Origin of the sequence: Streptomyces sp. NRRL F-4489, assembly GCF_001509485.1 — a bacterium.
GTDB lineage: Bacteria > Actinomycetota > Actinomycetes > Streptomycetales > Streptomycetaceae > Streptomyces.
Genome location: NZ_LLZI01000037.1, coordinates 1 through 13,568 on the forward strand (window position 1 = coordinate 1; position 13,568 = coordinate 13,568).

The 13,568-nt window shown below is 71.4% G+C and carries 11 protein-coding genes; 9 read left to right on the plus strand and 2 right to left on the minus strand.

Annotated elements, in window-relative coordinates:
* Positions 1 to 620, minus strand: a 620-nt coding sequence (locus ADL22_RS05555) for a HEAT repeat domain-containing protein (RefSeq protein WP_066974284.1), incomplete at its 3' end; no start/stop codon positions are given.
* A gap of 439 nt (positions 621 to 1,059) precedes the next feature.
* On the opposite strand from ADL22_RS05555, the gene ADL22_RS05560 reads away from it, so the two are divergent.
* The 9 genes from ADL22_RS05560 to pssA all read left to right on the plus strand — a co-directional run bounded on the left by ADL22_RS05560 (position 1,060) and on the right by pssA (position 12,125).
* Positions 1,060 to 2,895: a 3-hydroxyacyl-CoA dehydrogenase family protein gene (locus ADL22_RS05560; protein ID WP_066974285.1), complete on the plus strand. Its 1,836-nt coding sequence runs from the start codon at positions 1,060 to 1,062 to the stop codon at positions 2,893 to 2,895.
* Positions 2,896 to 3,040: 145 nt separating this feature from the next.
* Positions 3,041 to 3,841 (plus strand): TetR family transcriptional regulator, encoded by an 801-nt coding sequence (locus tag ADL22_RS05565; protein WP_199836223.1) that lies wholly within the window; start codon positions 3,041 to 3,043, stop codon positions 3,839 to 3,841.
* A gap of 563 nt (positions 3,842 to 4,404) precedes the next feature.
* Positions 4,405 to 5,742 carry a crotonyl-CoA carboxylase/reductase gene (gene ccrA, locus ADL22_RS05570; protein WP_066974287.1) on the plus strand — a complete coding sequence of 446 codons (1,338 nt, stop codon included), beginning with the start codon at positions 4,405 to 4,407 and terminating at the stop codon, positions 5,740 to 5,742.
* Positions 5,743 to 5,751: 9 nt separating this feature from the next.
* Positions 5,752 to 7,764, plus strand: coding sequence for a protein meaA (locus tag ADL22_RS05575; RefSeq protein WP_079063863.1), 2,013 nt, complete (start codon positions 5,752 to 5,754; stop codon positions 7,762 to 7,764).
* Positions 7,761 to 8,726 carry an HpcH/HpaI aldolase/citrate lyase family protein gene (locus tag ADL22_RS05580; protein ID WP_066974289.1) on the plus strand — a complete coding sequence of 322 codons (966 nt, stop codon included), beginning with the start codon at positions 7,761 to 7,763 and terminating at the stop codon, positions 8,724 to 8,726. The genes ADL22_RS05575 and ADL22_RS05580 overlap by 4 nt, the downstream gene beginning before the upstream one ends.
* A 5-nt stretch (positions 8,727 to 8,731) precedes the next feature.
* Positions 8,732 to 9,253, plus strand: a complete 522-nt coding sequence (locus ADL22_RS05585; RefSeq protein WP_066974290.1) for a MaoC family dehydratase — start codon at positions 8,732 to 8,734, stop codon at positions 9,251 to 9,253.
* 4 nt (positions 9,254 to 9,257) lie between these two features.
* Entirely contained in the window at positions 9,258 to 10,463 is a 1,206-nt protein-coding gene (locus tag ADL22_RS05590) for an acyl-CoA dehydrogenase family protein (protein ID WP_066974291.1), read from the plus strand.
* 170 nt (positions 10,464 to 10,633) lie between these two features.
* Entirely contained in the window at positions 10,634 to 11,281 is a 648-nt protein-coding gene (locus ADL22_RS05595) for a phosphatidylserine decarboxylase (protein WP_066974292.1), read from the plus strand.
* Entirely contained in the window at positions 11,268 to 12,125 is an 858-nt protein-coding gene (gene pssA / locus ADL22_RS05600) for a CDP-diacylglycerol--serine O-phosphatidyltransferase (protein WP_199836224.1), read from the plus strand. The genes ADL22_RS05595 and pssA overlap by 14 nt, the downstream gene beginning before the upstream one ends.
* Positions 12,126 to 12,294: 169 nt before the next feature.
* Here the strand turns inward: pssA and ADL22_RS05605 are convergent, their stop codons facing one another.
* A complete protein-coding gene (locus ADL22_RS05605) occupies positions 12,295 to 13,419 on the minus strand; it encodes a glycerate kinase (RefSeq protein ID WP_066974293.1) in 1,125 nt (374 codons plus the stop codon).
* Positions 13,420 to 13,568 lie beyond the last annotated feature (149 nt).

The following is a 13,568-nucleotide window of genomic DNA, read 5'->3' on the forward strand; positions in this document are numbered from 1 at the left end:
GCCCCCACCCCCGGCGGGTCCTCGTGCACCCCCAGCCGCGCCAGTGACGCCGCGGCGGCCGCGGCCAGCCGGGGGTGGCCGGCCGCCGCCCGCAGCGCCGGTACGGCCCGTTTGTCGCCCAGGGCGCCCAGGCCCTCCACACAGGCCAGCGCCACCCGCCAGTAGGGATTGTGCGGGGTCAGCAGCCGCTCCAGGGTGGCGATCAGCGCGGGGACGGACTGGGGGGCGCGGAGTTCGGCGAGCAGGCGGACGGGGTGCAGGGCGTAGGCGGTGCGCAGCGGGTTGGTGGCGAGGGCGGCCGCGGCGCGGGCGGTGCGCGGGTCGTTGAGCTTGCCGAGGGCATGTGCCGCGGTGGCGCAGCGGACCGGCTCCCGGTAGTTGAGCAGCAGCACCAGGGTCTCGAAGGCGCGTTTGTCGCCGGCGCAGCCCAGGATGAACGCGGCGATCTCGCGCGCCCACAGGGGGCGCTCCACCGCGGTCAGTATCCGGGCCAGTTCCTCGCGCCCGGCGGGGGTGTTCTTGCGGGCCAGGCCGAGCAGCCGCTCGTAGGCGACCAGGTCCTGCGGTGAGCGGAGTTCGGCCCGCACCCGGTCCGTCAACTCGTGGAATTCGTCTTCCATTTGCTGCTCCCCTCCCTGCCCGCCGCGCCTGTCCGCACGGCGTGGCCCGCACCACAACCTCATGCCCCGCCTTACCCCTGGCGCTTCGGTTACCCACCGGTTAACCTGCTGTCACGAGCAGCACCCCTGCTCGGGCGGCCTGGTGACGCAGCCGCCGGAGTGTGACGTCGGTTCGGCACACCCCACCGCACCACGCGTGCGCGGGCACCACGCCCCGCGCCGCGCGTTCGCACAGCACGCCCCCACAGGGACAGCGGCACGGCCTCGGGACAGGGCCCGCCGCCCCCTCCGCCGCACGGCGCCGGCCGCGGTGCCGTGGCTTTCCGGGGCTTCGCCGCCGGTCGGCCACGCAAGGCCGCACGCCCTCGCCGTGCGCCCGCCCTTTGAGTCGTCACCTTCTTCCCCGCGCCGGGGAACACCCCTCATCAGGAGTCTCGCGATGGGCCCTTCGTCCACCCCTGATCTCTCCCCTGTCCCCTCCTCCCTCCCGCTCGCCACCGTGGCCGTCGTCGGCCTGGGCACCATGGGCACCGGCATCGCCGAGGTGCTGGCCCGGGCCGGCCGCGAGGTCATCGGCATCGACACCGACGAGACCGCGCTGCGGCGCGCCCGCACCGCCCTGGAAGCCTCCACCGCCCGCGCCGTGCGGCGGGAGCGGATGACCGAGCGGGAGCGGCAGGACGCGCTGTCCCGCTTCCGCGCCTTCGGCGACGTGGCCGCGGCCCGGGACGCCGATCTGGTCATCGAGGTGGTGCCGGAGGACTACGACCTCAAGCGGGAGGTCTTCGCGGCGCTGGACGCCGTGGTCCGCCCGGACACCATCCTGGCCACGGGCACCAACGCGCTGTCGGTGACCCGGCTCGCCGCCGATTCGCTGCGCCCCGAGCGCGTCCTCGGCCTGCACTTCTTCAATCCGGCGCCGGCCATGCGGCTGGTCGAGGTGGTCTCCTCGGTGCTCACCGCGCCGGCCGCGGTCGCCGCCGTCACCGCCCTCGCCCGGGAGCTGGGCAAGGACCCGATCGCGGTCGGCGACCGCCCCGGTTTCGTCGCCGACGGCCTGCTGTTCGGCTACCTCAACCAGGCCGCCGCGATGTACGAGGCGAAGTACGCCACCCGCGAGGACATCGACGCCGCGATGCGGCTCGGCTGCGGGCTGCCGATGGGCCCGCTCGCACTGCTCGACCTGATCGGCGTGGACACCGCCCGGACGGTCCTGGAGGCGATGTACGCGGCCTCCCGGGACCGGCTGCACGCGCCCGCGCCGATCCTGGGCCAGCTCGCCGAGGCGGGCCTGACGGGCCGTAAGGCGGGCCGCGGCTTCTACACGTACCAGGCGCCCGGTTCCGCGACCGTGGTGCCGGACGAGCGGACCCCGGTGGCCGCGGGCGCCGGGCAGCCGGGCGGGAAGCCGGCCGGGCGGGCGGTCCGCAGCGTCGGCGTCGCCGGTTCCGGGACGATGGCCAGCGGTATCGCCGAGGTCTTCGCCAAGGCGGGCTTCACCGTGGTGCTGGCCGCCCGGAGCCTGGAGAAGGCCGAGCGCGCCAAGGCCCGGATCGCCGCGTCGCTGGGCCGCTCGGTGGACAAGGGCCGGCTGACCGCGGCGGCGCGCGACGCGGCGCTGGCGGCGATCACCCCGGCCGGGTCGCTCGACGCGTTCGCGGACGTCGATCTGGCGGTGGAGGCGGTGGCCGAGGACCTGGCCGTCAAGCAGGAGCTGTTCGGGACGCTGGACAAGGTCTGCAAGCCGGGCGCGGTGCTGGCCACCACCACCTCCTCCCTCCCGGTCGTCGCCTGCGCCCGCGCCACGTCCCGTCCGCAGGACGTCATCGGGATGCACTTCTTCAATCCGGCGCCGGCCATGAAGCTGGTCGAGGTGGTCCGCACGGTGCTGACCGGGGACGCGGCGCACGCCGCGGTCCGGGAGGTGTGCGCGGCGGTCCGCAAGCACCCGGTGGACTGCGGCGACCGGGCCGGTTTCATCGTCAACGCGCTGCTGTTCCCGTACTTGAACAACGCGGTGAAGATGGTCCAGGAGCACTACGCGTCGCCGGACGACATCGACGCCGCGATGAAGCTGGGCGGCGGCTATCCGATGGGCCCGTTCGAGCTCCTCGACGTGGTGGGCCTGGACGTGTCGCTGGCCATCGAGAAGGTGCTGCACGCCGAGTTCCGCGATCCGGGCCTGGCCCCGGCGCCGCTGCTGGAGCACCTGGTCGCGGCGGGCTGCCTGGGCCGCAAGACGGGCCGCGGCTTCCGTGAGTACGCCCGGCGCTGACCCGCGGCGGCGCCTGCCGGACGGGGGCGGCTGGGGCGGGCTGCTGGAGCCGCGAAGCGGCCGGAACAGCGGCCCGCCCCAGGTCAGGGGCGTCGGAGTGGTACCTCATGCCGCGGGCCGGGTGAATATGCAGTACCGTCCCCACATGTCCCAGCCCGCTCGCCCGCAGTCCTCCGACACCTCCGACGCCACCCCTCCCGGCACCCGCCGGGCGGCCGCCCAACGCCTGAAAATGCGCCGCGAACTCTCGGCCGCCGCCATGGAGCTGTTCGCGACGAAGGGCTACGAGGCGACCACGGTCGACGAGATCGCGGCGGCGGCGGGCGTGGCCCGGCGCACCTTCTTCCGCCACTTCCGCTCCAAGGAAGAGGCGATCTTCCCCGACCACGACGACACGCTGGTGCGCGCCGAGGCCGTGCTGGACGCCGCCCCGCCGCACGAGAACCCCCTCGACACGGTGTGCCGCGGTATCAAGGAAGTCATGCGGATGTACGCGTCCGCCCCGGCGGTGTCGGTGGCCCGTTACCGCCTCACCCGGGAGGTGCCCACCCTCCGGGAGGCCGAGATCGCGTCGGTGGCCCGCTACGAGCGGCTGTTCACCCGCTATCTGCTGGGCCACTTCGACGAGGGCGCGCACCGCGAGGGCGACGACGATCCGCTGCTCGCCGAGGTCGCCGCGTCCGCGGTGGTCACCGCGCACAACCACGTCCTGCGGCGCTGGCTGCGGGCCGGCGCGGAGGGCGATGTGGAGGCGCAGCTGGACCACGCCTTCGAGATCGTCCGGGAGACCTTCGGCGCCGGGATCGGCGCGGGCCGGGCGACGGCGGAGACGGCGCCGGCGACGGTCTCCCGGGAGGGCGAGGTGCTGGTGGCGGTCGCCCGTACCGACGCGCCGCTCGACGAGGTGATGCGCACGATCCGCAAGGCGCTCAAGGAACGCCGCTGACCCCGGGGCCGGTACCCGCCGGCCCCGCCCCTGTGGGCCGCCTCGCGGTCCGCGCCCCCGTACACCGCCGCCCTGCCCCGCCGTCCCGGCCGCGCAGGGCGGTTCGCCGTTCCCGGGGCCGTACGGCGCCCGCCTGAGCCCCGTGCGACGCCCGTGCGCCTATGCGCCCCTCACCCGAACGGCGTAGCCGCACCGCCGCCCACCGTCCGCGCACTCTCCGGTACGTAACGGGACGAAGCATCCCGCGACCGGCCGTTCCGCCGCTCATGCGTGGCACGCGGATGACATCTGAGGGAAATTCTTGGCACTCAGTGTCTTGTCGGCTGGCACCCGGTGTCATACGTTGGAGGTGTCCGGGCGGCCGGCACACCGTTCCAAGCACGGTGTGGCGGCTGTCCCCGCACCGCACTTCCCGCGCGCCCGGACGCCTGCGTCACAGGCACCCACCCGCGCCCACCGGCGCGATGCCCGCACCACCGGCCGAACCGACGGCACCACCCCGCTGCACCACCCCCGACGTTCCCTCAAGCCGTTCGACATACGTGCTTCGCCGGAGGCATACCGTGAACCAGATACTTGACGCGATCCTCGCGCCGGACACCACCCGGGAGGACTTCGCCGCCCTCCCCCTCCCCGAGTCCTACCGCGCGGTCACCGTGCACAAGGACGAGACCGAGATGTTCGCGGGCCTGTCCACCCGTGACAAGGACCCCCGCAAGTCGCTGCACGTCGAGGACGTGCCGGTGCCCGAACTCGGGCCGGGCGAGGCGCTGGTGGCCGTGATGGCCTCCTCGGTGAACTACAACTCGGTGTGGACCTCGATCTTCGAGCCGCTGTCGACGTTCGGCTTCCTGGAGCGCTACGGGCGCCTCTCCCCGCTGGCCAAGCGGCACGACCTGCCGTACCACGTGATCGGCTCCGACCTGGCCGGTGTGGTGCTGCGGACCGGTCCCGGCGTCAACGCCTGGACCCCCGGCGACGAGGTCGTCGCGCACTGCCTCTCGGTCGAGCTGGAGTCCTCCGACGGCCACAACGACACCATGCTCGACCCCGAGCAGCGGATCTGGGGCTTCGAGACCAACTTCGGCGGCCTGGCGGAGATCGCGCTGGTGAAGTCCAACCAGCTGATGCCCAAGCCGAAGCACCTCAGCTGGGAGGAGGCGGCGGCGCCCGGTCTGGTCAACTCCACCGCGTACCGGCAGCTGGTGTCGCGCAACGGCGCGGGCATGAAGCAGGGCGACAACGTCCTGATCTGGGGCGCCAGCGGCGGACTCGGCTCGTACGCCACGCAGTTCGCGCTGGCCGGCGGCGCCAACCCGATCTGCGTGGTCTCCAGCGAGCAGAAGGCGGAGATCTGCCGGCGGATGGGCGCCGAGGCGATCATCGACCGGGCCGCCGAGGGCTACCGCTTCTGGAAGGACGAGCGGACCCAGGACCCCAAGGAGTGGAAGCGCTTCGGCAAGCGCATCCGGGAGCTGACCGGCGGCGAGGACATCGACATCGTCTTCGAGCACCCGGGACGGGAGACCTTCGGCGCCTCCGTCTACGTCACCCGCAAGGGCGGCACCATCACCACCTGCGCCTCGACCTCGGGCTATCTGCACGAGTACGACAACCGCTACCTGTGGATGTCGCTGAAGCGGATCATCGGCTCGCACTTCGCCAACTACCGGGAGGCGTGGGAGGCCAACCGCCTGATAGCCAAGGGCAAGATCCACCCGACGCTGTCGAAGACGTACCGCCTGGAGGACACCGGCCAGGCCGCGTACGACGTGCACCGCAACCTCCACCAGGGCAAGGTCGGCGTGCTCTGCCTGGCCCCCGAGGAGGGCATGGGCGTGCGCGACGAGCAGATGCGCGAGCGGCACATCGACGCCATCAACCGCTTCCGGAACGTCTGAGGCGGACCGATGACCGAGCGTCAGAAGGATCGTCCGTGGCTGATGCGCACCTACGCCGGCCACTCCACCGCCGAGGCGTCCAACGCGCTGTACCGGCGCAACCTCGCCAAGGGCCAGACCGGCCTGTCGGTCGCGTTCGACCTCCCGACGCAGACCGGTTACGACCCCGACCACGTCCTGGCCCGCGGTGAAGTGGGCCGGGTCGGGGTCCCCGTATCCCATCTGGGCGATATGCGGCGGCTGTTCCAGGACATCCCGCTGGAGCAGATGAACACCTCGATGACCATCAACGCCACCGCCATGTGGCTGCTGGCCCTCTACCAGGTGGTCGCCGAGGAGCAGGGCGCCGACATCAGCGGCCTCCAGGGGACGACGCAGAACGACATCGTCAAGGAGTACCTCTCGCGCGGGACGCACGTCTTCCCGCCGGGGCCCTCGCTGCGGCTGACCACCGACATGATCACGTACACGGTCAACCACCTCCCCAAGTGGAACCCGATCAACATCTGCAGCTACCACCTCCAGGAGGCCGGGGCCACCCCGGTCCAGGAGATCTCGTACGCGATGTCCACGGCGATCGCGGTGCTCGACGCGGTGTTCGCGTCCGGGCAGGTGCCGGAGGAGAAGCGGGGCGATGTGGTGGCCCGGATCTCGTTCTTCGTGAACGCCGGCGTCCGCTTCGTCGAGGAGATGTGCAAGATGCGTGCCTTCGGCCGCATCTGGGACACCATTACCCGCGAGCGCTACGGCATCGAGAACCCCCGGCACCGCCGCTTCCGCTACGGCGTCCAGGTCAACTCCCTGGGCCTGACCGAGGCGCAGCCGGAGAACAACGTCCAGCGGATCGTCCTGGAGATGCTGGCCGTCACGCTCTCCAAGGACGCCCGCGCCCGCGCCGTCCAGCTGCCCGCCTGGAACGAGGCGCTGGGCCTGCCGCGCCCCTGGGACCAGCAGTGGTCGCTGCGCATCCAGCAGGTCCTGGCGCACGAGTCGGATCTGCTGGAGTACGAGGACATCTTCGCCGGGTCGCATGTCGTCGAGGCGAAGGTGGACGCCCTGGTGGCGGACTGCCTGGCCGAGATCGAGCGGATCCAGGAGATGGGCGGCGTCATGGCCGCCGTGGAGTCCGGCTACCTCAAGTCGCAGCTGGTGTCCGCGCACGCCGAGCGGCGGGCCCGGATCGAGTCCGGCGAGGAGAAGATCGTCGGCGTCAACTGCTTCGAGTCGACCGAGCCCAACCCGCTCACCGCCGACCTGGACACCGCGATCATGACGGTGGACCCGGCCAACGAGGAGGGCGTCGTCCGGGCCCTGCACGACTGGCGGGACAACCGCGACGAGCTGCGCGCCCAGGAGGCGCTGTCGGCCCTGAAGAAGGCCGCGGCGGGCGACACCAACCTCTTCCCGGCGACGCTGGAGTGCGCCCGCGCCGGCGTCACGACCGGGGAGTGGGCGTGGGCGCTGCGGGACGTCTTCGGCGAGTTCCGGGCGCCGACCGGCGTCTCCGGGGCGCCGGTGGTGGTGTCCGCGCCGGCCGGTTCGGCGCTGGCCGCGGTCCGGGAGAAGGTGGCCCGGACGGCCGAGGAGCTGGGCGGCGGCCGGCTGCGGCTGCTGGTCGGCAAGCCCGGCCTGGACGGGCACAGCAACGGTGCCGAGCAGATCGCCGTACGGGCCAGGGACGCCGGCTTCGAGGTGGTCTACCAGGGCATCCGGCTCACCCCGGAGCAGATCGTGGCGGCGGCGGTCGCCGAGGACGTGCACTGCGTGGGGCTGTCGATCCTCTCCGGGTCGCACACCGCGCTGGTGCCGGACGTACTGGACCGGCTGCGCCGCGCCGGCGCGCCCGACCTGCCGGTCGTCGTCGGCGGCATCATCCCGGCCGCGGACGCGGCGGCGCTGCGCGAAGCGGGTGTCGCCGCCGTCTTCACCCCGAAGGACTTCGGGATCACGGAGATCATCGGCCGTATCGTCGACGAGATCCGCACCGCGAACCAACTCGACCCTCTGGAGGTCCCCGCATGAGTGCGCCTGTGCAGCGGCTGCGTCCGCGCCGTTCGTGTCTGGCGGTGCCCGGCAGCAACCCCCGTTTCCTGGAGAAGGCCCAGGGCCTGCCGGCCGACCAGGTCTTCCTGGACCTGGAGGACGCCTGCGCGCCGCTGGCCAAGCCGGAGGCCCGCCACACCATCGTCAAATTCCTCAACGAGGGCGACTGGTCGGGCAAGACGCGGGTGGTGCGGGTCAACGACTGGACCACGGAGTGGACGTACCGGGACGTGGTCACGGTCGTCGAGGGCGCCGGGCAGAACCTCGACTGCATCATGCTGCCGAAGGTGCAGGACGCCTCGCAGGTCGTGGCGCTGGACCTGCTGCTGACCCAGATCGAGAAGACCATGGGCTTCGAGACCGGCCGGATCGGCATCGAGGCGCAGATCGAGAACGCCAAGGGCCTGGTGAACGTCGACGCGATCGCCGCCGCCTCGCCGCGCCTGGAGACCATCATCTTCGGCCCGGCCGACTTCATGGCGTCGATCAACATGAAGTCGCTGGTGGTCGGCGAGCAGCCGCCCGGCTATCCGGCGGACGCCTACCACTACATCCTGATGCGCATCCTGATGGCCGCGCGGACGCACAACCTCCAGGCCATCGACGGCCCGTACCTCCAGATCAAGAACGTGGACGGCTTCCGGGCGGTCGCGGGCCGGGCGGCGGCGCTGGGCTTCGACGGCAAGTGGGTGCTGCACCCCGGCCAGGTCGATGCCGCCAATGAGGTCTTCTCGCCGTCCCAGGAGGATTACGACCACGCCGAGCTGATTCTCGACGCGTACGCGTGGCACACCTCCGAGGCGGGCGGGAAAAAGGGCTCGGCGATGCTGGGCGACGAGATGATCGATGAGGCGAGCCGCAAAATGGCGCTGGTGGTCGCCGGAAAGGGCCGGGCCGCCGGCATGACCCGCACTTCCGTTTTCGAAGCCCCGGAGGCATGAGCGCGATGCAGTTCGGCCGCACCTACGAGGAGTTCACCGTCGGCGATGTGTACAAGCACTGGCCGGGCAAAACGGTGACCGAATACGACGACCACCTGTTCTGCCTGCTGACGATGAACCACCATCCGCTGCACATGGACAGCAACTACGCCGAGCGGACCACCGACTTCGGCCGGAACGTCGTCGTCGGCAATTACATCTACTCGCTGCTGCTGGGCATGTCGGTGCCCGATGTCTCCGGAAAGGCCATCGCCAATCTGGAGATCGAGTCGCTGAAGCACGTGGCGCCGACCTTCCACGGCGACACGATCTACGGCGAGACGACGGTGCTGGACAAGACGCCGTCGCGGTCCAAGTCCGACCGCGGCATCGTGCACGTCGAGACCCGCGGCTACAAGCAGGACGGCACGCTGGTCTGCGTGTTCCGCCGCAAGGTGATGGTCCCCACGGCCACGTACATCAAGGAGCGCGGCGGCGAGCAGCCCGGCCGCCCCGAGCCGGCCCCCGCGGCCGGGAAGGAGAAGTGACCGGATGGCGCGGCTGGCGCAGACCGAGGGTCTGACCGACATTCAGCGGGAAATCCTCTCCACCGTCCGCGACTTCGTGGACAAGGAGATCCTTCCCGTCGCCACGGAGCTGGAGCACCGCGACGAATACCCGTCGCGGATCGTCGAGGGCCTGAAGGAACTCGGCGTCTTCGGGCTGATGATCCCCGAGGAGTACGGCGGGCTGGGTGAATCGCTGCTCACCTACGCGCTGACGGTCGAGGAGATCGCCCGGGGCTGGATGAGCGTTTCCGGCATCATCAACACCCACTTCATCGTGGCGTACATGCTCAAGCAGCACGGTACACAGGAGCAGAAGGACTATTTCCTGCCGAAGATGGCGGCGGGCGAGATCCGGGGCGCGTTCTCGATGTCCGAGCCGGCGCTCGGCTCGGATGTGTCGGCGATTTCCTCCAAGGGCGTGCGCGACGGCGACGCGTATGTGCTCACGGGCCAGAAGATGTGGCTCACCAATGGCGGTTCGTCCACTCTCGTGGCGGTGCTGTGCCGGACGGACGAGGGCCATCCGGAGGGCACTCCTCCGCACAAGTCGATGACGACCTTCCTGGTGGAGAAGGAGGCCGGCTTCGGCGAGGTCCGGCCGGGCCTGACCATCCCCGGCAAGATCGAGAAGATGGGCTACAAGGGGGTCGACACCACCGAGCTGATCATGGACGGGCTACGGGTGCCCGCCGACCGGGTCCTGGGCGGCGAGACCGGGCGTGGCTTCTATCACATGATGGACGGCGTCGAGGTGGGCCGGGTCAATGTGGCCGCGCGGGGCTGCGGGGTCGCCCAGCGCGCCTTCGAGCTGGGTGTTTCGTACGCGCAGCAGCGGCACACGTTCGGCAAGCCGATCGCCCAGCACCAGGCCATCCAGTTCAAACTCGCCGAAATGGCGACAAAGGTGGAGGCCGCCCATGCCATGATGGTGAATGCCGCACGCAAAAAGGACTCGGGACAACGAAACGACCTTGAAGCGGGCATGGCGAAGTACCTGGCCTCCGAGTACTGCAAGGAGGTGGTCGAGGACGCCTTCCGCATCCACGGCGGCTACGGCTTCTCCAAGGAGTACGAGATCGAGCGCCTCTACCGGGAGGCCCCGATGCTCCTCATCGGCGAGGGCACGGCCGAGATCCAGAAAATGATCATTGGCCGCCGGCTACTTGAGGAGTACCGGATCCAGGGGTGAACGTCCCTTTTAAGGGGATTTCGCGTAGATAAAGATCACACCGTGTCATCGTTCTTCGGCCACGGATTGGCTCTGGCTCTTGGCCAGTTGCCGCTCGCAACCGATAGCATCCCAGGAAAGCCGCCGTCCCCCGTATCCCTACGCGGCATCCTCCGCTACGAAGGTCATCCATGCCCCACAGCCAATCCTCTGCACAACGCGGTCGCGTCCGCCTCGCGCGCGGAGCATCGCCGTGGCTCCTGCCGACCGTGGCCACGGCGGCGGTCAGCCTGGTCCGTGCCCGCCGGTCGGGACGCTGGGCCGCCGTCGCCGTGCCCACCACCGCACTCGCGGCGGGCATGCTGTGGTTCTTCCGCGACCCCGAGCGAGAGATCGCCTCGGGCCGCGTCATCTCTCCGGCCGACGGCGTGGTGCAGAGCATCATGCCGTGGAAGGACGGGCGCACCCGCGTCGCGATCTTCATGAGCCCGCTGAATGTCCACGTCAACCGCGCGCCCCTCGCGGGCACCGTGACGTCCGTGGAGCACATCCCCGGCGGATTCGTTCCGGCGTTCAACAAGGAGAGCGAGAACAACGAGCGGGTCGTCTGGCACTTCGACACCGAGCTGGGCGACATCGAGATGGTGCAGATCGCCGGCGCGGTCGCCCGCCGCATCGTCCCCTACGTGCCGCAGGGCACCAAGGTCGAGCAGGGCGAGCGGATCGGTCTGATCCGCTTCGGCTCGCGGGTGGACGTCTACCTCCCGGAGGGCGTCGAGCCGGCGGTCGAGGTCGGCCAGCCCACTACCGCGGGGGTGACTCGCCTTGACCGTGATTGATCCCGAGACCCAGGCGGGCTGGGCGCCGGAGAACGACGAGGACGACGACATGCCGCTGTCGACGCGGCTGTCAATAGCGGACACCCTCACGCTCGGTAACGCCATCTGCGGTTTCATGGCGGTGTACTTCACCACCACCGGCGTCCTCATCCCGCATCTGACGGGCACCGAGGACGGCGGGATGGCGCGGCACAGCGCCGCGATGGCCGTGATCCTGATGCTGCTCGCGTCGGTCTTCGACCTCTTCGACGGCCTGGTGGCGCGCAAGCTGCGGGCCTCGGCGATGGGCGCGGAGCTGGACAACCTCTCCGACCTGATCAGCTTCGGGCTGGCCCCCGCGTACTTCGTCGTGACCTGGGGCATGGTCGCCCAGGACGCGCACCAGCGGGTGTCGGTGGTCGCGGCGGTGGTGGTGCTGCTGGCGGTCGTGCTGCGGCTCGCCCGCTTCTCCTGCGTCACCCTGCGCGACGGGATCTTCCAGGGCATGCCGAGCCCGTTCGGCGCCCTGACCGTCGTCGCCATCGTCCTGCTGGAGCTGCCGTTCCTGCCGACGCTGCTGGCGATCATCGGGGTGGCCTGGCTGATGGTGAGCCGGGTCGAGTACCCCAAGCCGCGCGGACGGCTCGCGGTGGCGATGCTCAGCTGGATCGTGCTCAGCATGGGCATGCTCGCCGCCTGGGCCCTGGACGCCCCCGGTGGCCAGCTGCTGCTCCAGACGGGCTGCTCGCTCCAGATCGTCCTGGGCGCGATGATCCCGGTCTTCGCGACGGCCCGGCGGGTGAACACCTTCCGCGACAACCGCCGCGAATCCCGCGCGGAATCCCGGGCGGCGCATCAGCCGTAACGGGAGGCGCGACCCTGTTTGTCCCGGAGGCCCTGGGCGGAGATGATCCGCTCGGGGCCTTCGGCGTTCAGCGCCGAGGGGCAGCGCCTGATGCGGTCAGGTCGCTGCCCCTCGTACGGCACGGGCACGGGCGTACGGACGCGGCCCGGGCCGCCCCCGCCGCGCGGCCTCAGACCAGGAAGTCGCGGGCCAGCTGTGCCGCGGCGCGTTCCAGCAGCGGGCCGGCCTCGGCCATGCAGCGGGCCGGGTCGGGCTCCAGGTCGGTCAGCGCGTACGCGCGCCGGATCCCGGCCGCGGTCAGCGCCTCCTGGGGCAGCTGGAGCCGCCCGCAGACCGCGGCCACCTCGATGCCGGCCGCGCGGGCCGCCGCGGCGACCCCGGCCGGGGCCTTGCCGTGCAGCGTCTGCGCGTCGAGCGACCCCTCACCGGTGATCACGAACGTGGCCCGGGCCAGCGCGGGCGCGAAGCCCAGCACGTCCAGCATCACGTCGATGCCCGGCCGGAACGCCGCGTCGAGCCCGACCAGCGCGCCGTAGCCGATACCGCCGGCGGCACCGGCGCCGGGCGCCAGGGCGTACTCCGCGGCCTTGGGGCCGACGGTCCGCTCCAGCACCGTGACGTAGTGGGCCAGCGCCGCGTCCAGGAGGGCGACGTCCGCCTCGCTCGCGCCCTTCTGGGGGCCGTAGACCGCCGGGGCGCCCTTGGGGCCGGTCAGCGGGTTGTCGACATCACTGGCCAGCACGATGTCCGTACGGGCCAGTCGCGGGTCGAGGCCCGACAGGTCGGCGGTGGCCAGCTCGCGCAGGGCCCCGCCGCCCGGGCCGACCGGCGCGCCGCCGGCATCCAGGAAGCGGGCGCCGAGCGCCGCCAGCATGCCCGCGCCGCCGTCCGTCGTGGCACTGCCGCCGACCCCGAAGACGATCGAGGTGGCCCCCGCGTCCAGCGCCGCGAGCAGCAGCTCACCGGTGCCGTACGTGGTGGCCGTCAGCGGCGCGAAAACGCCCTTGGGGAGGTGCTGGAGGCCGGACGCCTCGGCCATCTCCACCACCGCCGTACCGTCCGCGCGCAGCGCGAAGGTGGCCGTCACCGGCTCGCCGGTGGGCCCGGTGACCCGCGCCTCGTGCCGGGCGAAACCGGCCGCGATGGCCGCCGCGGTCGTCCCGTCGCCGCCGTCGGCGACCGGCACCGCCGCCACGTCCAGCCCGGGGACCACGTGCCGCAGGCCGGCCGTGACGTGCTCGGCGACCTCGACGGCCGTGAGCGAGCCCTTGAACTTGTCCGCGGCGATCAGCACATGTGCTGTGTTTGTCCTTGCTGCGTCCGCCACCGTGTTTCCCCTTGCTTTCGAACTGGCAGTCGCGCCGCTGAGACCTTATCCGGCGGACACCCCCGACGAACAGAGCAAATGAGGATCGCCCGGGGCGGGCGGGGGCGTGGCGGGGG